Below are 22,331 nucleotides of genomic sequence, written 5' to 3'. Positions count from 1 at the left end.
TTAGTTAGTCTCTTTCTGCTTTTGTGGAACCGGGTCTTCACCACCGGGATGTAAGGGGTGACATTTTAATAAACGTTTTGTAGTTAACCAACCACCTTTTACGGAACCAAAGCGTTCTATGGCTTCAATAGCGTAATGAGAACAGGTGGGATAAAACCGGCAACTGGGTCCAAATAACGGACTGATCAACTTCTGATAACCACGTACAGTGGAAATTAGCAGTCTTGCACCAGTGTTTTGTATTGGCGAGCTATTTTGCCCCATAACTTATCCAGTTGCTTGTGCAATTCTTCATTGGGCGTGTTGCTGATATCACCTTTTACCATCAAAACTAAATCAACAGGTGGAAGTTCATGTTGGTGTAGCCTGAAGCTATCCCGTGAACATCTTTTGATGCGGTTTCGATGCGTGGCTAATTTAACACGTTTTTTGGCAATAGTCAGACCAAGTCTTGGATGAGTAGACTGAGTTGGCTTACACAATATGGTAAAGAGAGGAGAAGAAACCCTGAAAGGATTTTGGAAGACATTGTCGAATTCGCGGGGAGTTAACAGACGTAACTCCCTGCTGAATGTATAGCTGACCACGCAGCGCTTACGAATCTGACTAGACTGTTAAGCGCTTGCGGCCTTTAGCACGACGACGTGCAATCACTTGACGGCCATTTTTGGTAGCCATGCGAGCACGGAAGCCGTGGACGCGAGCACGTTTTAAAACGCTAGGTTGAAATGTTCTTTTCATAACTTCGTCCGTCCGGTCGATATTTACTAAGGGTCTGTGTTTTAGTAAAAACCAAAACGCAGCGATTAAAAAAGAGCGCGAATTCTAAGCGGGTCGGCAGCTCTTGTCAATGCAGATCCTTGTGTTTCTGCTGATCTGATCATTATTTTTTATCGATCTTTAAAAGTTGTCCACAAGGCAGGTCACTCAACTGGGATAAAATGTGAGTTGTTTTAAAAAACAGCGGTTTTTGGACCGCTTTGGTCTGATCTTTTGCTTGCATATCAGTAAATAGAATAAGAGGTTTATTGTTATATAAAACAAGTGGTTACATATTGTTTTTGCCGCGCGTCGCATTTTTGCAAAAGTCAATATTGAACTTGTGGATAAGATCGTATGATAATGCTGCTCTTTTCACTTACGCCTGCCTAACTAAATAATAATTATTAGGGGCTTTTGGAGATATGGTGTATCAGTCCGTTTGGAAAAATTGCCTCGAAGCGCTCCAGGCCGAGCTACCGGCTCGTGATTTTGGAACCTGGATCCGTCCATTACAAGCTGACAGCTCGCATGACGCACTGACTTTGTATGCGCCTAACCGCTTTGTGTTGGATTGGGTGCGTGACAAATACCTGAATCGGATCAATGAACTGATCCAGGGCTACTGTGGCGATCATGCGCCACGTTTACGCTTTGATGTTGGTTCAACCCAAAAGCCTTTGGCCGCCCCTGTGAATCAATTGCCACGAGTTGCACCAGCTGCAGCTCCGGTGGCCGCTATGCCTGAGCCAGCGCCAAAAACTATAGTGAATAGCAATGTCAATGCTAAACACAACTTCGATAACTTTGTAGAAGGTAAATCGAACCAGTTAGCGCGCGCTGCAGCCAAACAAGTGGCCGATAATCCTGGCACTGCGTATAACCCGCTGTTTTTATATGGCGGTACAGGTTTAGGTAAAACTCACTTATTGCATGCGGTCGGCAACGGTATTCTGGCGAAAAATCCAAATGCTAAAGTGATTTACATGCACTCAGAACGTTTTGTACAGGATATGGTAAAAGCTTTACAAAACAACGCGATAGAAGAGTTTAAGCGCTATTACCGTTCCGTAGATGCGCTACTTATCGATGATATTCAATTCTTCGCGAAAAAAGATCGTTCCCAGGAAGAGTTCTTCCATACCTTTAATGCCTTACTTGAAGGTAACCAGCAGATCATTTTAACCAGCGATCGTTATCCAAAAGAAATCGACGGTGTGGAAGAGCGCTTAAAAAGTCGTTTCGGTTGGGGTTTAACTATCGCCATAGAACCACCTGAGCTGGAAACCCGGGTTGCGATCCTGATGCGCAAAGCTCAGGAGATCAATATTCGTCTGCCGGAAGAAGTGGCCTTTTTTGTCGCTAAACGTCTTCGCTCTAATGTGCGTGAATTAGAAGGTGCGTTAAACCGTATTTCGGCCAATGCCAACTTTACTGGCCGTCCTATTACGATCGACTTTGTGCGCGAAGCATTACGCGATATGCTGGCTTTGCAGGACAAGTTAGTCACGATCGAAAATATTCAGAAAACTGTGGCCGAGTATTACAAAATACGGGTGGCGGATTTATTGTCTAAACGCCGCAGCCGTTCAGTCGCCCGTCCTCGTCAAATGGCGATGGCTTTGGCGAAAGAACTGACCAACCACAGCTTGCCGGAAATTGGTGATGCTTTTGGTGGCCGTGACCACACCACAGTTTTGCATGCGTGTCGTAAAATCGAATCGTTAAAAGAAGAGACGCATGAAATTAAAGAAGATTTCCAAAACTTAATTCGAACATTGTCTTCATAATAGGGAATGGTGATGCAATTTACTATTGAACGCGACGCTCTGCTCAAACCCTTACAAATGGTGTCAGGTGCTATTGAACGGCGCCATACTTTACCTATTTTGTCGAATGTGTTGATTGAAGCGCGCGAAGACGGTCAGCTCATCCTGACCGGTACCGACTTAGAAATTGAATTGGTGGCTATGTCACCTATCCAGCAACTTATAAGCCCTGGCCGTATTACTGTGCCGGCGAAAAAGATTCTGGATATTTGTCGCAGCTTACCCGACACCTCTTTATTAAGTGTCACAGTGCAAGGTGATAACTGTGTGGTCAGCACAGGCAAAAGTAAATTCACCTTATCGACTTTAAGCGCCAACGATTATCCAAATTTAGAAAGCTGGCAAGGTGAGGTCGATTTACAGTTACCACGTAGCCAGTTGCGTCATTTATTAGACGACACCGCATTTTCAATGGCCAACCAGGATGTGCGTTATTACCTGAACGGTTTGTTATTTGAAGTGGATAACGGCACTTTACGTTCTGTCGCAACAGACGGTCACCGTCTGGCGATGAGTTCTATTGAATTAGCTGCTACAGCTGGTCATTCAAAACAAATCATTATTCCGCGCAAAGGTGTGCTGGAAGTGATGCGTTTACTCATTGCCGATGATCAACTGGTGACTTTAAGTTTAGGTCAAAACCATATTCGTTTAACCGACACTCAATTCAGCTTCAGCTGTAAATTAATTGACGGCCGTTTCCCTGATTATCGTCGTGTATTGCCACGCAACAGCACTAAGCTGGTGACAGCGCACCGTGATGTATTAAAAGACTCTTGTGTTCGCGCTTCCATTTTATCGAATGAAAAATACCGTGGCGTGCGTTTTACTTTGAGTTCAGGTGAGCTACAAATTGTGGCGAATAACCCTGAACACGAGCAAGCGGAAGAAAGCATTGAAGTGGAATACCAGGGCGATACGCTGGAAATTGGCTTTAACGTCGGCTACTTGCTCGACGTACTGAATACCTTATCAACCGACCTGGTGGTGCTGCATTTAAGTGACGGTAACTCCAGTGCGCTGATTGAAGGTGTAGCCGGTAAGTCAGGCGCCATGTACGTTGTGATGCCAATGCGTTTATAGTGAATGGCATTAAATACGCTTAGAATTCAGCAGTTTCGCAACATTGCCGAAGCTCACTTAGAGTTTCGTTCCGGGATAAACCTGATTTATGGCGAAAATGGCAGCGGCAAAACAAGTTTGCTCGAGGCCATTTATTATTTGGCGCACGGCCGCTCTTTTCGCAGCAGCAGATCAGAAAAGCTGATCCGGTATGAACAACCGGCATTTTTACTGAATGCCAAAGTTGAAATGGCGCAGCAGATATTAAATCTCGGCTTGCAGCGCGAACGCGAAGGCGAACTACGGATGCGGTTAAACGGGGAAGACCTGAACCGTGTCTCTGAACTGGCGCAATTGCTGCCGGTACAATTAATTACCCCAGAGAGCTTTAAGCTATTACTTGGGGGCCCAAAAGAAAGACGGCAGTTTTTCGATATGGGATTGTTTCACGTGGAACACAGTTTCTATTCCTTGTGGAGCAAATTGCAGCGTGTACTAAAACATCGCAATGCGTTGTTAAAAACACAAAAGCGTTATAACGATGAATATGCCTACTGGGACCAAAATTTGGCCAGTTTGGCATTTGAATTACAGGCTTTACGCCAGCGTTATATTTCGGCTTTAGATGCGGCGGTTCAGCCTCTTTTGGTTGATGCGCTCTGGGCTTCGGGTTTAACCATGCAGTTATACTCAGGCTGGCCCGAACGTATCGAAACGCCGGAGCAATTACAGCAATTACTGCAGCAAAATTTTCTGCAGGATTTGCGGTTAGGACATTGTCAGTTTGGCCCACAAAAGGCGGATTTAAAGCTGAAAGTAGCGGGCCAGGCGGTAGAAGAAGTGTTGTCGCGTGGACAACTTAAAGTATTACTCTTTGCGCTGAAAGTTGCGCAAAGTAACGTGATTTATAACTACGGCCATAAAAAGCCAGTGTTATTAATTGATGATTTGGCCTCGGAATTAGACGATAATTCCAAGCGTCATATATTTAGTTTTTTAAACACCATTAATTCGCAGGTATTTATTTCAGCGATTAATACTGATCAGGTTCTGCCAGCAATACCGGATGTGAATCCAGCATTGTTTCACGTGGAACACGGACAGATAACAATACGGACAGAATGAAGATGGCCGAAGAACATATTTACGACTCGTCGAGTATCAAAGTATTAAAAGGCCTGGATGCCGTACGTAAAAGACCCGGTATGTATATCGGTGATACGGACGACGGTTCAGGCTTGCACCACATGGTATTCGAAGTCGTCGACAACTCCATCGATGAAGCCTTAGCTGGCCACTGTACTGATGTATGGGTAACTATCCACACCGATAACTCAGTATCAGTACGCGACAACGGTCGTGGTATTCCTACAGATATGCACGAAGAGGGTGTATCTGCAGCTGAAGTGATCATGACGGTATTACACGCCGGTGGTAAATTCGATGATAACTCCTACAAAGTATCAGGTGGTTTGCATGGTGTAGGTGTATCTGTAGTAAACGCTTTATCTGACAAGTTAGAGCTGACCATTCGCCGTAAGCAAAAAGTGCATTCACAAATCTACCGTTTAGGTGTGCCAGACGCGCCTTTATCTATAGTAGGTGAAACTGAAGGCACTGGTACTTCTATTCGTTTCTGGCCAAGTCCAACCATTTTCAGCGATATCAATTTCCACTACGATATTCTGGCCAAACGTTTACGTGAATTGTCATTCCTGAACTCCGGTGTCAGCATTATTCTGACTGATGAACGTGATGACAAAACTGACCATTTCAAATACGAAGGTGGTATCGAAGCATTTGTGCAGTACTTAAACCGCACCAAAACTCCGGTTCACCAGAAAGCCTTTTACTTCACCTCACACCGTGAAGAAGATGGTATTTCTGTAGAAGTAGCGATGCAGTGGAACGATTCTTTCCAGGAAGGTATTTACTGTTTCACCAACAATATTCCACAACGGGATGGTGGTGCTCACTTAGCAGGTTTCCGCTCGGCGTTAACCCGGGTGTTAAACACTTATATTGAGCACGAAGGTTACGCTAAAAAGATGAAAGTTTCGGCCACAGGCGACGACGCCCGTGAAGGTTTAACTGCTGTTATCAGCGTTAAAGTGCCGGACCCTAAATTCAGTTCTCAGACCAAAGACAAGCTGGTTTCCAGTGAAGTGAAGTCTGCAGTTGAAAGTGCGATGCACGAGAAACTGAACGAATACCTGTTAGAAAACCCGGGTGAAGCCCGCATCATAGTTGGCAAAATTGTCGACGCAGCCCGTGCCCGTGAAGCCGCACGTAAAGCCCGTGAAATGACTCGCCGTAAAGGTGCGTTAGATATCGCTGGTTTACCGGGTAAATTGGCCGACTGTCAGGAAAAAGATCCAGCATTATCAGAACTTTACCTGGTAGAGGGTGATTCTGCGGGTGGTTCTGCCAAGCAGGGCCGTAACCGCAAAAACCAGGCTATTCTGCCGTTAAAAGGTAAAATCCTGAACGTAGAAAAAGCCCGTTTCGACAAGATGATTTCATCTCAGGAAGTAGGCACGCTGATAACCGCTTTAGGTTGTGGTATTGGCCGTGACGAATACAACCCGGACAAAACCCGTTACCACAGCATCATCCTGATGACGGATGCTGACGTCGATGGTTCTCACATCCGTACTCTGTTACTGACGTTTTTCTACCGTCAAACACCAGAGCTGATTGAACGTGGTTATATCTATATTGCTCAGCCACCTTTATACAAAGTGAAAAAAGGTAAGCAAGAACAATATATTAAAGACGATCCGGCTTTAACTGAATACTTAACCACACTGGCGCTGGATGAAGCTACTCTGCACGTCAATGCAGACGCTCCTGGCATAGGTGGCCTGCAGCTGGAAACTCTGGTGCAGCTGTACCATAAAGTGTCAGCCACTATTACTCGTTTAAGCCGTAAGATCCCGTCGAACTTACTGAACGAACTGGTGTATGTGCCTGCTATTACGCCTGAGCTGTGTAAAGATGCTGCTTTAGCCGAGAGCTGGGCTAAAAACATCATCACGCGTTTACAAGAGCGTGAAGGAGATGGTTCAAGCTACGGTTATGCTGTAGTAGAAGACCGCGAGCGTCATCTGTTTATACCAAAAGTTATTATCCGTCAGCACGGTATCGACAACGAATACCTGCTGCATTATGACTTTATCACCTCAGTGGATTACGGCCGTATTGTTGAATTAGGTGCTGCTATAGCTGACCTGATTGAAGAAGGTGGTTATGTTCGCCGTGGTGAGAAAATCAAGCCAATAGAGAGCTTTGTTGAAGGGCTTGAATGGCTGATGGCCGAATCCAAACGCGGTTTATATATCCAGCGTTATAAAGGACTAGGTGAGATGAACCCTGAACAGTTATGGGAAACCACTATGGATCCAAATACTCGCCGCATGCTGCGCGTGACTATTGAAGATGCCATTGGTGCCGACCAGCTGTTTAGCACACTAATGGGTGACGACGTAGAACCACGCCGTAACTTTATCGAAGAAAACGCGCTGCGGGTTGCAAACCTGGACGTGTAATTACCTTTATAAAATAATGTTTAAACGAAAAAGCCGAGCAATTCAATTTGCTCGGCTTTTTACTATACAAAGAATTCTAATGTATGTGTTTCAGGCTCAAACATTAAAGACAATCAGTTCAACTTTGGGTAAAGTATAAGGCTCAAGTTTGCTAATAATCTAATTCTTTGTTAGCTCAACTAAAACAGCGATATGGAACATTTATGCTAAATACCTTACTTCCACAAGAACGAATTATCATATGTCATATACAAGGAAGCAAAAATCAGTCTGATCAATTTGGTTTCGTAAAACCTGTGGCTGAGCTAATTGAAGGCAAGTTACATCAGATAACAGAAGATAATTTCTGCGCAACACAAAAGGTATTCATAACAAATCATTACGGTGAACTTGAAGAAGCTTATCCCGATAAAAAGTTGTTCCAATTAAGAATAAGACTATCCGAGCGAAACAGCGAAAACGTGGTGCCGGAACAGGCATGTAAATATGTTGCCACTTCCCTTGATGCGACTCCTATAAAGCCTAAAGATTATTTTGAGGTTATTCTTAGTAAGCTACCACATGCAAACTCAAGAGTTATAGTTTTAGATGAATATCCTGGAACTAACTACATCTTTATTGAAGATTCCGAAATAGTTTATGGTCCATTTAAATGGTCAAAGCTACTTAATAAAGAAGAACTTCTGTGTACCATTGAAATTGATTTTATTGATAGTCCTTTACCTAATGTCAGTTTAGCGCCATACCAAACATACAAATTCGATAACGAAAAAAGTGGGAAGTTTTTAGTAAGATTTTTTAATGGTGCTAAAGCCCTGATTCAGGGACTCGATCTGTTAATGGGGGCGGGTTATTATGACTATTCCTCAGATGACGAAGTGCTACGTTATTGCTCGAAGCTCGCGGGAGATCAGGGGCAAAGAATTTTAGAGAAAAGTAGAGTTGATTCTTTAATAACTCAGATAAAAAAATATCCTAGGTTGGATAACGAACTTAACAAAGCTCGTTTAGCTAGGCTTCAGACATTAACGGAACATTTATTCGAATCGAGAAACGATGTTCTGAAGGCTATGTCTATGTTCTTGAATGGTGATTTGGGGAAGCCTCTAGTCACGGAGTTCATCGAAAAGCATGAAAACGTATTTATTGAAAAGCTTCGCAAAGAAAGAGCTGAAGATATAAACGAAGAATTAAAAGAACTGAATTCTGAGATCATAAAAGCTCAAAATCGAGTAAGCGAGCTAAACAGCAAAAAGAACGATCTGAACAATGACATTCAGAGATTAGCCGAAGAGCGTGAAAAGGATTCAGATCTTAGCCAAGTCTATGCACAGAGTGACGAGGAGATAAGGAAAAAACGAGCGGAAATAGAAGAACTAGGTTCTAAAATACAACAGCTTTTGGTTACACACAAAATGGTTGAGAAGTTAGATACGTTAACTAACGAGATCGATTTTCTTGAAAAGACCAGAGACAAAGAAAAAGAAAAATTAATTAGAGCTGAGCAGGAAACAAAAGAAATAAATGACGAATTGCGGTTAAAAGAATCTGAACTTCAAAAGAAATTATCTCAGTTAAAACCTTATGTTGATGCAATTAATGGTTCGTACCATCCACATGAACAAAATTTAGAGAAAATATCTTTAAACTCAAGGCTGGTGAATACTGGCTCCACGACAAGCCGCCAAAAAGAGATCGTCGATCTACTTAAAGCTTCGTTATCTTCAAAAGGCAGATATTATGCCGACTTCCAGATTGCGAATTTCCTAGTCACTATCCAGCAGTCATTTATGACAATATTTGCGGGGTTACCAGGAACAGGTAAAACGTCGTTAGCTCGCTTGCTTGCTGAATGTCAAAATGTAAAACCTAGGCTACGAGAGGTAGCTGTGGCTAGAGGATGGACTTCACAGAAGGATTTAATAGGCTATTTTAACCCTTTAACCAGCCGTTTTCAGCCTGCTAATACTGGATTATACAATTTCATTAAATCACTATCTGATGAGCGAAATAGCGAACAGCCCATGGCGTTTGTTTTACTCGATGAAGCAAATTTAAGTCCGATAGAGCATTATTGGTCAGCTTTCATGGGACTCTCTGACTCTGAACAGGAACGAAACATAATTCTTGGTAATGACACCTTGAATATCCCTGATTACCTTCGGTTCATCGCCACAATTAACTATGATGGAACTACAGAGCCTCTAAGTCCGCGCTTAATCAATAGGTGTCCGATAATTATTTTAGATAATCCATCAGATACCACGGAACATGATGTAATTACACAAAGCATAATTGAATCCCAACCGATTGCTGCTGTTAGTATGAAAGAGTTATTTGGTACATCTCAAAAAGTGCCAGAACTTGAAGCTGTTGAACTTGCTATTTACAGTCAGATTAAAAAAGTTTTGGTTGATGTAGATGCAAACTATGGACGGCCAATATCTATTAGCCCAAGAAAAGAGAATGCGATATACCAATATTGCGGTAAGGCAAGAATGCTAATGAATGTTGATAATGACCTCATGGCATTGGATTTCGCTATCCAACAGAATGTACTTCCGCTAATCCAGGGACATGGAAGTAAATTCGCAAAGAGACTAGAGCTCCTCAAGACAATACTAGTCGACAATGATTTAAAAGAGTCAGCTCGAACACTTCAGCGAATTATTGCTTTCGGAGAGTCAGATTTACAATCGTTTGACTTCTTTTGTTGGTAAGTACAATGAGTAATACGGTACTTATTGATATCGGAGGCATTCAGCACGTCGTTGGACTAACTGGTAATCTTTCGCTCGTAATTCGTGAAGATGACGAAATATGCATAGTAATTAATTCGAGTGAGCTATTTGATGATGTCTCTGTTTTTATAGAGGATGCTGAAGTTGCTACAGAGGTCATGCATGTTGATGATATTTATCAATATAGAACGCCTAAATCGAGGTTCTTTTCTGAAAGTTTCGGGCAATCATTTATCCGTATATATATTGAGGACCTGACATTCTTTATATTGCTAGATGTTCGTGCGAAAAAAATGAATGCAGAACAAGCTACAAAGATGTTGATGTACCTTTCCTCAAAACATGAAAATATAATAAAAACGTGTTTTTCTCGTTCTACTGCTCCTGCTGGGTTTGATAAAGACAGTTTAGGGTTGGCTGATCCTGAACAAATAGTTGGTGCTGCAGAATCGTTCGTTTCTAAACTAATTAGTTTTAGAACTGAGCTTCTAACGACAAAGAGAACAAGGTTGGTACCTGTAAAACAGAGTTTGTGGAAAGCAAAATCTTCAAACTTTGATATCGATCCTGTAAACATTATTGAGAACTTGGACTCTATATCTCCTACTTTTGGTGAAGGAGACGTTTTTCTTCGTGGGAGAAATTTTGATCTTGGTGACATGGATGTACTAACACTTAGAGAAAGTGCTGATGTTGAAGAGAATAGAATTATCCTAGGAGGGCTTTACTCGGTAAGGAAGAAGTTAGAACAATTGATAGACAGATTTCATTCATCTAGCTTAACCCCTGCAGACATCGAGGGATATGAGAGCTTTGAACGATTACTCCTAAACGTGACCGCCGTTGGTATGGAACGTCGTTGTAAACTCGTTATAGAGAAGTGTATTGAATTCATTAAATTGCTTGAGACTAGGCTTGCCGTTGTCTATGTGGGTGAACTAAGGCCTATCATGACCCCTTATGCCCGTACATCGAAAATATACCGCGTGTTATATAAAGACTTATATGACTGGTATGCGTTAGGCGCTCCTTACTTAGGAACAAATGCTTTTTTGTTGAAGCTAAAATCTCTTTCAAAAATATACGAATTGTATGTTCTGTTCTTCACCATCGATTATTTCCTCAAATCAGAATGGACGATTGTTGCGGCTAAAGAGCATCATGAATTTAGTGAGTTTATACCTAGAGAGTTGATATTCAGACGCGGCACCTACAAAGTAACTTTTTCCTATGATAGAAAAATAATGCCATTTAATCTTCAAGATACAGAGGATATGGCCCTTTGTGATGTCTGGCATAGGAATGTTGGAGAATATAAATACTGGCGACCGGATTATGTCATTAAGTTCGAATCAGATAATGGAGATGTAAGATATATTATATTGGATGCGAAATACAGCACCGAAGGTACTGTGCGTAATATCCATCTACCAAACATTATTGATAAATACTATTGGGGGATGTCCGTCTATAACAAACGCTCCGGTATCTTAACAAACAATGAAATAGTTGGTGTCATAGCGCTATTCCCACTTAGTTATGGGACGGAATTTTTTCAATATAAGCGTCGATCAAACTTAAAGGCCAAAATATTCTCTTTACCGATTATGGGCGCTTCGTGCCTGTCTTTGGAGGATCACTCAAAAGCGGAAAAGGTTTTCGATGTACTAATAGATGCAGTCCATTGCTCTATAGTCGGTGATACTTCACAAGCTTTAATGATCTAATAGCTGCAAAATATCAAAACTATTTTATGTTTAACTTGGCGCTTAGTCCCAGCTAAAAAATATAATGTGCGGATGTTGTTTTGCATCATATTACAACCGTGTATGAAGCAAATTGCTCTTTTTAAGCCAAAAATCAGGCTTAGCGCTACAGTTCAGCGGCGCAAATAGGTATACTTTTCAGTCATTTTTTCCAGCAGGTCAGGCTAATGCAAAAGTACGATATGAAGACCTTCCAGGGGTTGATCCTGGCATTACAAGATTATTGGGCACGCCAGGGCTGCGTTATTGTTCAGCCGCTGGATATGGAAGTAGGGGCCGGTACTTTCCATCCTATGACTTTTTTACGTTCTTTAGGCCCGGAGCCGACCAACGTGGCTTATGTGCAGCCTTGCCGCCGTCCTACAGATGGCCGTTACGGTGAAAACCCAAACCGTCTGCAGCACTACTATCAGTTTCAGGTGATCTTAAAGCCGTCGCCAGCCAATATTCAGGAGCTGTATTTAGGTTCCTTACGTGAACTGGGTATTGATACGCTAGTGCACGATATACGTTTTGTCGAAGACAACTGGGAATCGCCAACGCTGGGCGCCTGGGGTCTGGGTTGGGAAGTGTGGCTAAACGGCATGGAAGTGACTCAGTTCACTTATTTCCAGCAAGTAGGTGGCTTAGAGTGCCGTCCTGTCACAGGCGAAATTACCTATGGTTTAGAGCGTCTGGCGATGTACATCCAGGGCGTCGACAGTATTTATGATCTGGTGTGGGCTGACGGTCCTTTAGGACGCGTCACTTATGGTGATGTATTCCACCAGAACGAAGTAGAGCAGTCCACTTACAACTTTGAATATGCTGACGTGCCAGCGCTGTTCACTTACTTCGACCAGTGTGAAGCAGAAAGCCAGAAGCTGATTGAAGCAGGTTTGGCTTTACCGGCTTATGAAAAAGTAATGAAAGCCTCTCATGCGTTTAACTTACTGGATGCCCGTCACGCCATTTCTGTGACCGAGCGTCAGCGTTATATTCTGCGGGTTCGCACCCTGGCTAAAGCCTGTGCTGAAGCCTATTTCGCTGCGCGGGAAAAGTTAGGTTTTCCCCTATGTAGTGATAGCAAGCGCCGTAACCAGTCTAAGCAGGAGGCATAATGTCTGTGCAAGATTTTTTCGTAGAAATTGGTACCGAAGAGTTACCACCAAAAGCCTTAAAAACCTTAGCTACTGCGTTTAGCGATAACATTGTTGAAGAGCTGGCAAAACACAACTTAAGCCATGGCGAAGTCAGCTGGTACGCAGCGCCACGCCGTCTAGCGGTTCGTGTGAATCAACTGGCGTTGCAACAGCAAGACAAAGTGGTAGAAAAACGTGGCCCGGCTTTGGCTGCTGCTTTTGATGCCGATGGTCAGCCAACTAAAGCTGCTGCAGCCTGGGCTGCGTCGAACGGTATTACTGCTGAGCAGGCGGAGCGTTTAGAAACGGATAAAGGCGCCTGGTTAATTCATAAAGCGCTGATTAAAGGCGAAAGCACAGCTTCTTTATTACCAGCTGTGATCAGCACTGCCTTAGCTAAGTTGCCAATTGCCAAGCCAATGCGCTGGGGCAATTCAACGGCCGAATTTATCCGCCCTGTGCACACTGTCACCCTGTTATTAGGTGACGATGTAGTGCCTGCTACTATTCTTGGCAAAGAGTCGGGTCGTGTCAGTTATGGCCACCGTTTCCATGCACCAGCTTTGGTAGAAATCAAAAATGCCGATGCCTACTTAAGCACGCTGGAACAGTCTTATGTCATTGCCGACTTTGCCAAACGTAAAGCCATTATTGCTGAAAACGTGACAACTCAGGCCAAAGCTTTAAACGGCGTAGCGCTGATGGATGATGCTTTGCTGGAAGAAGTTGCTTCATTGGTTGAATGGCCAGTTGTGCTGGTCGGCTCTTTTGAAGAACGTTTCCTGCAGGTTCCTGCTGAGCCGTTAATCTCCACTATGAAAGACAACCAGAAGTATTTCCCGCTGGTTGATAATAATGGCAAGTTACTGAATAAATTCATTTTTGTGGCGAACATTGCCAGCAAAGACCCAAGCCAGATTATCTCTGGTAACGAAAAAGTAGTGCGTCCACGTTTATCTGACGCTCAGTTCTTTTTTGTTACAGACGCCAAAACCAAACTGGTCGATCGTTTGCCTGCCTTAAGCACCGTATTGTTCCAGCAAAAGCTGGGCACTTTATTAGAGAAATCAGAGCGTATCGCCAAAGTAGCAGCATTTATTGCCGGCAAAATTGGTGCTGATGTTACTCATGCAGAACGCGCTGGTTTGTTATCTAAAACTGACTTAATGACCAATATGGTTGGCGAGTTCCCTGAAGTGCAGGGCGTGATGGGTATGCATTATGCGCGTCTGGACGGTGAAGCCGAAGCTGTGGCTGTGGCGCTGAACGAGCAATACAAACCACGTTTTGCCGGTGACAGCCTGCCAAGCCAACTCGAAGCTTGTGCTGTAGCCATCGCCGATAAAATGGATTCTCTGGTCGGTATCTTTGGTATAGGTCAGGCGCCAAAAGGCGACAAAGACCCGTTCGCTTTGCGCCGTGCTGCCATTGGTGCGCTGCGTATTATGGTGGAAAAACAGTTACCACTGGATCTGATTGAACTGATTGAATTCAGCAAAACTACTTTTGGTGACAAGCTGACTCAGCAAAGCGTATCCGACGAAGTGCTGGACTTTATGCTTGGCCGTTTCCGCGCCTGGTACGAAGGCGAAGGTTTTGGTGTGGATGTGATCCAGGCCGTATTAGCCCGTCGTCCAACCAATCCGGCCGACTTCGACCGTCGTGTCAAAGCTGTAGCTGAATTCCGCAAACTGGATGCCGCTTTAGCTTTAGCGGCAGCCAATAAGCGGGTAGCCAATATTCTGGCCAAAGTGACAGAAGCTATTCCAGAGAGCATCAACAGCGCTCTGCTCAGCGAAGAAGCCGAACAAGCTCTGTATAAGGCCATAGTGGCGGAACAGGCGTATCAGTCGACTGTAAGCAGCTACGCTGAAGGTTTAAGCCATCTGGCCGCCATGCGCGACGTAGTAGACCAGTTCTTCGACAAAGTCATGGTCAACGCCGACGATGCAGCAGTACGCTTAAACCGTCAGGCTTTGTTACAGCAATTACGTGAACTATTCCTGCGCGTAGCGGATATTTCTGTATTGCAGTGATATGCAACTGATTGATAATAATTAAAAAAGGAGCTTCGGCTCCTTTTTTGTTGGTTAAGGTAGTGATTATAAAAGTAGATGCTTCGGAGCCTACTGATTCAACCATTTCCTAAACAACGCTGTTCTGGTTTTACTGCTGATAGCCGGTTCTTTATCGCAGCTTAGTACTACTGCCACTGACTCTTTGTTGTATGGCTCTACCTGCAAAATACTGCTGATATGCAGGATATCGCTGCGGTTTAGCCGGAAGAATTCACTGGGGTCGAGCTGGCTTTCGATATCGCCTAAGTTGGCTTCCGTCAGTATATGCACGCTGTTGTGTTTATCAGTGGCCAGTAATACGCCGTTGGCAGCTCGAATAAGCAAAATATCGGCCACAGGCAAAATAGATAAGCTTTGGCCTTTGCGTAATAAAAAACGTTTTTTATAAGCCGGTACCGCTGCTAGCACTGGCTGTTGCAGCTTATGTTTGAGCTGGGCAAAGTTCAGCATAGCTTCGGCGAATCTGGGGTAGGAGAAGGGCTTCAGTAAATAATCCACCGCCTGGTACTGAAACACCTGCATCCAGTATTGATCGTAAGCTGTGGTGAAAAGCACAGGGCAAGGCAAATCCAGCTGTTCTAACGCAGTAAATACCTGGCCATCTGTCAGCTCTACATCGGAGAAAATTAAATCCAGCTGTGAAGCTTTTGGATCTGCGCTGAAAAACTCCAGTACCTGAGCTACAGAGCTGAGTTGAGCGACCACTTCGGCATCGGGCTGATGCCGTTTCAGATAACCCATTAGTTTTTCTGCCGCTAATTGCTCGTCTTCAATAATCAGTACTTTCATGGCTTGTCCTTGCTTGTGCCGCTTGTTTACACACTTTGCTGCAGCGGCACTTTCACTATAAATTCGTCGTTTTGTATCACGTCTATTGGCTTACCAAGCAAAGCCAGACAGCGTTCGGATAAATTTGTTAAACCAGTGCCTGTGCCTGGCTGAGCAAAAGCTTTGGGCCGCAGTGGGTGACGCACTATTAACTGGTTTTGCTGCAGTTCCAGTTGAATAACCAAAGGTTGTTCGGCTGATGCGCTGTTATGTTTTACCGCGTTTTCCAATAGCAGCTGCAGGCTGCAGGGCACTAATTGATAGTTGGCTTGCTGTTTCGGCTCAATATGGATTTGCAGCTGAAAACTGGCCGGAAAACGCTGTACCAATAGCGCCATATACTGCTGCGCAAAAGCCAACTCATCTGTAAGTGGCACCAGCGTTTTACTGCCTTGTTGCAACTGGTAACGGTAAATATCGGCAAAATGGTCAAGAAACTGTTCGGCCTGCTCCGGGCTTTTATGAATAAGCACAGAGAGCACATTTAAGTTATTAAACAAAAAGTGTGGGTCCAGCTGTTGTTGCAGCAATTGCAATTTGAACTGCTGGTTATGCTGCTGCGCCTGCATCAGCTCCAGTTGCTGTTGTTGTTGGCGTTTTAAGGCCTGCCATAACAAGTCTGCTCCTGCAATTAAGCTATGCACCAGCATATACATCAGGCCAACCCGCAGATACTGCTGTAGCAAAAAGGGCTGGCTAGTGGCTGTATCTATCAAAAGCTGCATACCAGTCATCAGGCTAACAAAAATCAGTAAACTTAAACCAAAGCTCTGGCTGTAACGCTGCAGCAATGAAGCTGCAGCGCCTTTAGCCCAAAGTACAGCATCTAACTTGCGGCTTAACCATAGCGATAATGCGGCCTGCAAGGTTAGCCAGACAGGAGCATCGGCATGAAACTGCAAGGGTTGCTCAGGCATGGTTTGCAACAGCGCCAGGTACAACATCAAGCCATAGGAAAAAGCCAATAACAGGACAAAGGTTTTTAGCTGTTTCATCATTTCACCTGTACCTCTTCTGGCAAACGCAGCAGTTCGCTGCCATCTTCGGCATAAAACACCAGTTGAGGTTGACCATCTGTGCCCACAGCCATTTCAATTCGTTTATTTCCTTGTGGATCATTAAGTTGCAGCATTGCCTTTTTGTTTAATGTGCCATAAAAAGCCCTTCTGTTACCATGAATATCTGGGTGTAGTTGTTCCAGCTCTTTAATTCGGGCTGAAGCTTTGGCATCACCTTTTTCGGCAGCCAGCATCAACTGCATATAGTCATCAACAGGGTATTGTGGTCTGTCTATCACGTTCAGGCCTGAGATCAGCATACCGTCCTGTTCCACATGCTGCAGCGCCAGGCTTTGATCCTGATTGTAACGGTCAAAAGATAAATGCAGCCCATGCTCCACTTTGCCGTCTTTTTCAAAACCACGAAATACAAAACCGCCGTTTTCTGTGCCTTCGTCATTGTAAAAAATCATGCCTGGGCGTGGGCCCGGATCAAAAAATTCTTTGCCATCTTTTATGGCTTTAGGTGCATGATCTGTATTGGCAATCACCAGTCGTGGATGACCGCTGGGCTCCATCACATTAATGCGCTGTACATTCAGTTCACGCACTGTGCTGCTGTCGCTTGGCAGCAGTTGGGTTTTAATGGTTAAAGCCACCAACGCCGTGACTAGCAGCAGGTTTAAGTTGGTTTGGTTAAAAATTTTATTGGTCTGTTGCATCATGTTTTACCTTGTTTATCAGGGGTTAAGTGTCTTGATGCAGGCAGTGTGGCGGAATGGCGTTGACCCTTATAGAGCGAATCCATAAGGGGCAGAAAGTGGTCAATAAAGGGCGGAAAAAGGTCGTTAAAAGACGAGGGGAAGCGCGTCAGCTGATTGAATGGTTAGCCGGACTTTTTTACTAAATAACGGAAAGGTTCAGCACTGGTATCACTGGCCACCAGTTCATGCTCCATAAAACGGCAAAAGGCAGGAATATCGCGGGTAGTGGCCGGGTCGTCTGCTGTAATTAATAGCGTCTGGCCCGCCGTCATCTTACGGATAGCCAAGCGGGTTAACATTACTGGCTCAGGGCAACGTAAACCTAAAGTATCCAGCTGCTGATCGGCCGCTAAAAATAACTGTTCGGGGTTCGACATAGCTCTTGCTCCACAGCTTTCAAACTAAAAGGGCGCTTATGCTAACTTAGCTTATTCGTGCTGAAAAGCTGGAATTAAGCGAAAACTCCTACTTCAGGCTAAGATTGGGCAAAAGTACGCAAATTACGATAGCATAGTGTTAAATTCGCTTACACCTGCTGATGTGACAAGGCTTAATACAGGACTTAGCTGATGAATGATTTGGTGCTCGATCTGGCCCCTTTACATAATGCCACCAATAGGCTGCACGAAGGTTGGTTAAGATATCAGCAGGATATCAGCGACACTCAAATTCGTGATGGTCTGGTGCAGCGTTTTGAGTTTACCTATGAAATCAGCCATAAAATGCTGAAGAGTTACCTGGAAATGACGTCCGCGACTCCTGAGCTATTTGATCAGATGCCTTTTCAGGATTTGATCCGCACTGGTAACGAGCAGGGCTTATTATTGGGAAGCTGGCCGGACTGGCGTTTGTATCGTGAAATGCGTGGTAAAACCAGTCATAGCTACGATGAAGCTGTGGCTTTAGAAGTGGTAGCAGGTATTCCAAAATTTTTAGCTGAAGCTAGTCATTTATCTGAGCAGTTACAAAAGAGAATGGCATGAGCATTAGTCAGTTAGATATCAGTTCTGAACATTTGACTATAGTGCAGCAGATATTGCGACAACTGGTGCCTTCCTGTGAAGTCTGGGCTTTTGGTTCACGTGTCAAAGGGACTTCTAAGCCTTTTTCTGATTTAGATTTAGTGATTATGTCGCAGCAGTCTTTGTCTTTAGCCTTAATGGCCAGTTTACATGAAGCCTTCTCTGAGTCTGATTTACCGTGGAAAGTCGATGTTGTGGATTGGTCGACAACAAGCCCGGAATTCAGGGCCGTGATTGAACAGCAGAAGGTCAAAGTTCAGGCTCTAGTGTTTTAAGTTCTCCGCAGCGGAATCTCAAAATACAAATAAAAAGGGCTGGCCAAAGCCAACCCTGTTATTCAACAGCTAACTGCTGGTATTTATTCGACTCTTTCAAACACTGTCGCTATGCCCTGGCCTAAGCCTATACACATAGTGGCTAAGCCGTATTTGCCGCCTTTGTCTTCCATCACGTTGATCAGCGTGGTGCTGATACGTGAACCTGAGCAACCCAATGGGTGGCCGAGGGCTATGGCGCCACCGTTTAAGTTCACTTTGCTATCCATCACTTCCAGTAAACCTAAGTCTTTCATTACAGGCAGAGCCTGAGCAGCGAAAGCTTCGTTTAACTCGGCGTAGTCGATATCAGCAATAGTGATACCTGCAGCTTTTAAGGCTTTTTTCGTGGCCGGAACCGGACCGTAACCCATAATAGAAGGGTCACAACCAGCTACACCCATGCCAATGACTTTGGCGCGGATTTTTAAGCCTAAAGCTTTGGCTTTTTCTTCACTCATCACCAGCATGCCAGAAGCACCGTCAGATAAAGCAGAAGAAGTACCAGCTGTGACAGTACCATTGGCCGGGTCAAATACCGGACGTAAAGCACCCAGTGTCTCCACTGTAGTTTCTGGACGTATTACTTCGTCTGTATCAAATACTTTTAATACGCCATCAGCGTCATGGCCTTCAACCGGGATAATTTCGTTTTTGAAACGACCCTGTATAGTAGCCTCATGAGCTAAACGGTGTGAACGGGCGCCAAACTCGTCTTGTTGCTGACGGCTGATGCCATGCAGTTTACCTAAGAGTTCAGCTGTTAAACCCATCATACCTGCGGCTTTGGCGATGTTTTTGCCTAAGCCAGGGTGGAAATCCACACCGTGAGTCATAGGCACATGACCCATATGTTCCACACCACCAATTAAATACACTTCACCCATGCCGGTTTGTATGGCACGTACTGCGTCGTGTAAGGCCTGCATCGATGAACCGCAAAGGCGGTTGACCGTCACAGCCGGCACTGAATGCGGAAGACCTGCTAATAAAGCAGAATTACGGGCGATGTTAAAACCTTGTTCCAGAGTTTGTTGGGTACAACCCCAGATCACGTCGTCAATTTCGGCTGGGTCTAAAGCCGGGTTACGTTCAACCAAAGCGGCCATCACATAAGCGGATAATTCTTCTGCACGCACGTTGCGGAAGATACCTGCTTTAGAACGACCCATAGGGGTACGGATACAATCAACGATCACTGCTTGTTTCATTTGTTTCTCTCCGCCTTAAACCGGGTAGAACACGGCACCAGAAGCTGCCATGGCGCGGGTTTTGTCTGTTACCTGATAGATTTCACCTAAGTGGGCGTATTTGTCTGCTAAAGCAACAAAGTTAGCCAGACCAATGGTGTCGGCATAACGCAACGGGCCACCACGGAACGGAGGGAAACCTAAACCATAAATTAAGCCCATATCAGCTTCTGCAGCGCTGGCCACTATGCCTTCTTCTAAGCAGCGGATCACTTCGTTAATCATTGGCACCATACAACGGGCAATAATGTCGTCCGCGCTGAATTCCACGCCTGAAGCACCAGCTTTGGCCAGTAAGTCATAGGATACGGCATCAGAATCTTTTTTCGGTTTGCCTTTGGCGTCTTTGCTGTACGCATAGAAACCTACACCGTTTTTCTGACCATAACGCTGTGCCTGATACATCAGAGCGACAGGGTCGTTTTCTACTTTGCCCATACGGGTTGGGAAACCAGCAGCCATTACGTCTGTGCAGTGGAAAGCTGTATCTAAACCAACCACATCCAGCAAGTAAGCAGGGCCCATAGGCCAGCCGAAGGTTTTTTCCATTACTTTGTCTACTTTGGCAAAGTCAGCACCGTCTAATACCAGTTTGCTGAAACCTGCAAAGTACGGAAATAATACGCGGTTGACATAAAAGCCAGGGCAGTCGTTTACCACAATAGGGGATTTACCCATTCTGGCAGCGTAAGCGACCACAGCAGCTACTGTTTCTTCGCTGGTGTCTTTACCACGAATGACTTCAACCAATGGCATCTGGTGCACAGGGTTAAAGAAGTGCATACCGCAGAAGCGGCTTGGATCTTTTAAGTTGGCTGCTAAAGAATCAATGGAGATAGTAGAAGTGTTGGAAGTAATAATGGTGTCAGCCGCTACTAATTCTTCGACTTCTTTTAATACTGCGCCTTTGATTTTCGGGTTTTCTACTACAGCTTCTACTACTATATCAACGCTTTTTACCGGTTCCATGCTCAGGGTTGGCTGAATGCTGGCAATCACTTTTGCCATGCCAACTGCATCTAATTTTTTGCGTTCAACCTGCTTGTTCAGCAGCTTAGTCGCTTCGCCCATACCCAGCTCTAAAGCTTTGTCGGCTATGTCTTTCATTACTACTGGCACACCTTTCAGTGCAGACTGGTAAGCGATACCGCCACCCATAATGCCTGCGCCTAAAACGGCTGCTTTCTTAATTTCTTTGGTTGCTACTTTAGCTGCTTTTTTCGCTTTGCCTTTGATCAATTGGTCGTTGAGGAATAAACCAATCTGGGCAGCAGCAGCTGTAGTTTTTGCCAGCTTGGCAAAAGAAGCGTTTTCTAAAGCCACAGCACCAGCACGGTCTAAGCGGGCTGCGGCTTCAATAGTTTCTACTGCCACCATAGGAGCAGGGTAATGTTTACCTGCATTGGCAAACACCATACCTTTAGCTGTGTTGAAGCTCATCATGGCTTCAGTTTTGTTCAGCTTCAGTGGCTGTAATTTGGCGGCGCGTTTTTTCTGCCAGTTCAGTTTGCCTGCTATGGCATCCTTGATCATCGACAACGCAGCGTCTTTTAATTTTTCCGGAGCAACAACGGCGTCGATAGCGCCTTCTTTTAACGCAGCGTCAGCGCCACGTTCTTTGCCCGTGGTGATCCACTCCATACCACCGTCTGCACCAATAATGCGAGGTAAACGTACTGAACCGCCGAAACCTGGCATTAAACCCAGTTTCACTTCAGGTAAACCTACTTTGGCTGTGGTGTCGGCCACACGGTAGTCTGCTGTTAAAGTCCACTCGAAACCGCCACCTAAGGCAAAACCACGAATAGCAGCAATGGTTGGAACTGGTAAATCTTCAGCCAGGTCAAACACGTCAGAGGCAGATTTGATCCAGGGGATAAGTTCAGCTTCAGGCTGCTGGAATGTACCTAAAAACTCAGTAATATCAGCGCCTACGATAAAAGCGTCTTTTCCTGAGGTGTAAATCACGCCTTTCAGGTTTTTATCTGCATGCAGCAGATTCAAAGCGGCGCGACAATCTGCTAAGGTTTGTTGGTCAAATTTATTAACTGAACCGGTAGCATTAAAGGTAAACTCGGCAATACCATCCGCCAGATAGGCGACGGTGATGCTGTTACTCTGGTAGATCATGAATGTTCTCCTTCGTCCCACATGGTGGACTATTGCTTTTATTCGCAACTGGTAAGATGAGTCTATTGCAGAGTCAGTGTGTCGCGGTTCAGTAAAAATTTCAACCGTTATTTAAACACTT

Annotated in this window: 19 protein-coding genes; 10 read left to right on the top strand and 9 right to left on the bottom strand. The window is 44.6% G+C overall.

The annotated features are described in order from the left end of the window. The 3 genes from yidD to rpmH are packed head-to-tail and all read right to left on the bottom strand — an operon-like array spanning position 1 to position 741. Entirely contained in the window at positions 1-264 is a 264-nt protein-coding gene (gene yidD / locus LSG34_RS15640; RefSeq protein ID WP_233010040.1) for a membrane protein insertion efficiency factor YidD, read from the bottom strand. Continuing rightward, positions 216-587 carry a ribonuclease P protein component gene (gene rnpA / locus LSG34_RS15635; RefSeq protein ID WP_127026396.1) on the bottom strand — a complete coding sequence of 124 codons (372 nt, stop codon included), beginning with the start codon at positions 585-587 and terminating at the stop codon, positions 216-218. Before rnpA ends, yidD begins: the two co-directional genes overlap by 49 nt. A gap of 19 nt (positions 588-606) precedes the next feature. Continuing rightward, entirely contained in the window at positions 607-741 is a 135-nt protein-coding gene (rpmH, locus tag LSG34_RS15630) for a 50S ribosomal protein L34 (RefSeq protein WP_008897167.1), read from the bottom strand. Between the two features lie 446 nt (positions 742-1,187). On the opposite strand from rpmH, the gene dnaA reads away from it, so the two are divergent. The 8 genes from dnaA to glyS all read left to right on the top strand — a co-directional run bounded on the left by dnaA (position 1,188) and on the right by glyS (position 14,862). Beyond that, the gene (dnaA, locus tag LSG34_RS15625; RefSeq protein ID WP_233010039.1) at positions 1,188-2,549 is read left to right on the top strand and encodes a chromosomal replication initiator protein DnaA; all 1,362 of its coding nucleotides are present in this window, start codon (positions 1,188-1,190) and stop codon (positions 2,547-2,549) included. A gap of 12 nt (positions 2,550-2,561) precedes the next feature. After that, on the top strand, positions 2,562-3,671 hold the full coding sequence (gene dnaN, locus LSG34_RS15620; protein WP_233010038.1) for a DNA polymerase III subunit beta: 1,110 nt from the start codon (positions 2,562-2,564) through the stop codon (positions 3,669-3,671). 3 nt (positions 3,672-3,674) lie between these two features. Continuing rightward, positions 3,675-4,775, top strand: a complete 1,101-nt coding sequence (recF, locus tag LSG34_RS15615; RefSeq protein WP_233010037.1) for a DNA replication/repair protein RecF — start codon at positions 3,675-3,677, stop codon at positions 4,773-4,775. A gap of 2 nt (positions 4,776-4,777) precedes the next feature. Further along, complete coding sequence (gene gyrB, locus LSG34_RS15610; RefSeq protein WP_233010036.1) at positions 4,778-7,198, top strand: DNA topoisomerase (ATP-hydrolyzing) subunit B; 2,421 nt, start codon at positions 4,778-4,780, stop codon at positions 7,196-7,198. Positions 7,199-7,401: 203 nt separating this feature from the next. Beyond that, entirely contained in the window at positions 7,402-9,918 is a 2,517-nt protein-coding gene (locus tag LSG34_RS15605) for a hypothetical protein (protein WP_233010035.1), read from the top strand. Positions 9,919-9,923: 5 nt separating this feature from the next. Then, complete coding sequence (locus LSG34_RS15600) at positions 9,924-11,666, top strand: hypothetical protein (RefSeq protein ID WP_233010034.1); 1,743 nt, start codon at positions 9,924-9,926, stop codon at positions 11,664-11,666. A 206-nt stretch (positions 11,667-11,872) separates the two neighbouring features. Then, on the top strand, positions 11,873-12,805 hold the full coding sequence (gene glyQ, locus LSG34_RS15595; protein ID WP_233010033.1) for a glycine--tRNA ligase subunit alpha: 933 nt from the start codon (positions 11,873-11,875) through the stop codon (positions 12,803-12,805). Continuing rightward, positions 12,805-14,862 carry a glycine--tRNA ligase subunit beta gene (gene glyS / locus LSG34_RS15590; RefSeq protein WP_233010032.1) on the top strand — a complete coding sequence of 686 codons (2,058 nt, stop codon included), beginning with the start codon at positions 12,805-12,807 and terminating at the stop codon, positions 14,860-14,862. The genes glyQ and glyS overlap by 1 nt, the downstream gene beginning before the upstream one ends. A gap of 90 nt (positions 14,863-14,952) precedes the next feature. Here the strand turns inward: glyS and LSG34_RS15585 are convergent, their stop codons facing one another. The 4 genes from LSG34_RS15585 to tusA all read right to left on the bottom strand — a co-directional run bounded on the left by LSG34_RS15585 (position 14,953) and on the right by tusA (position 17,871). Then, positions 14,953-15,693, bottom strand: a complete 741-nt coding sequence (locus LSG34_RS15585) for a LytR/AlgR family response regulator transcription factor (protein ID WP_233010031.1) — start codon at positions 15,691-15,693, stop codon at positions 14,953-14,955. 26 nt (positions 15,694-15,719) lie between these two features. Further along, positions 15,720-16,727: a sensor histidine kinase gene (locus tag LSG34_RS15580; RefSeq protein WP_233010030.1), complete on the bottom strand. Its 1,008-nt coding sequence runs from the start codon at positions 16,725-16,727 to the stop codon at positions 15,720-15,722. Beyond that, positions 16,727-17,452, bottom strand: coding sequence for a hypothetical protein (locus tag LSG34_RS15575; RefSeq protein ID WP_233010029.1), 726 nt, complete (start codon positions 17,450-17,452; stop codon positions 16,727-16,729). Before LSG34_RS15575 ends, LSG34_RS15580 begins: the two co-directional genes overlap by 1 nt. 164 nt (positions 17,453-17,616) lie before the next feature. Then, the gene (gene tusA / locus LSG34_RS15570; protein ID WP_233010028.1) at positions 17,617-17,871 is read right to left on the bottom strand and encodes a sulfurtransferase TusA; all 255 of its coding nucleotides are present in this window, start codon (positions 17,869-17,871) and stop codon (positions 17,617-17,619) included. Between the two features lie 192 nt (positions 17,872-18,063). On the opposite strand from tusA, the gene LSG34_RS15565 reads away from it, so the two are divergent. Both LSG34_RS15565 and LSG34_RS15560 read left to right on the top strand, forming a co-directional pair. Next, positions 18,064-18,477: an HI0074 family nucleotidyltransferase substrate-binding subunit gene (locus tag LSG34_RS15565; protein WP_233010027.1), complete on the top strand. Its 414-nt coding sequence runs from the start codon at positions 18,064-18,066 to the stop codon at positions 18,475-18,477. Next, positions 18,474-18,791 (top strand): nucleotidyltransferase family protein, encoded by a 318-nt coding sequence (locus LSG34_RS15560; RefSeq protein WP_233010026.1) that lies wholly within the window; start codon positions 18,474-18,476, stop codon positions 18,789-18,791. Before LSG34_RS15565 ends, LSG34_RS15560 begins: the two co-directional genes overlap by 4 nt. 83 nt (positions 18,792-18,874) lie before the next feature. Here LSG34_RS15560 and fadA read toward each other — a convergent pair whose 3' ends face one another. Both fadA and fadB read right to left on the bottom strand, forming a co-directional pair. Beyond that, positions 18,875-20,041: an acetyl-CoA C-acyltransferase FadA gene (gene fadA / locus LSG34_RS15555; RefSeq protein WP_233010025.1), complete on the bottom strand. Its 1,167-nt coding sequence runs from the start codon at positions 20,039-20,041 to the stop codon at positions 18,875-18,877. A gap of 15 nt (positions 20,042-20,056) precedes the next feature. Beyond that, complete coding sequence (fadB, locus tag LSG34_RS15550; RefSeq protein ID WP_233010024.1) at positions 20,057-22,210, bottom strand: fatty acid oxidation complex subunit alpha FadB; 2,154 nt, start codon at positions 22,208-22,210, stop codon at positions 20,057-20,059. Positions 22,211-22,331: the final 121 nt, after the last annotated feature.

The sequence above is a fragment of the Rheinheimera faecalis genome, from assembly GCF_021290965.1.
GTDB lineage: Bacteria > Pseudomonadota > Gammaproteobacteria > Enterobacterales > Alteromonadaceae > Pararheinheimera > Pararheinheimera faecalis.
The sequence above is the reverse complement of the archived record's forward strand: the minus strand, read 5'-3'. Positions and strand labels throughout refer to the sequence as shown.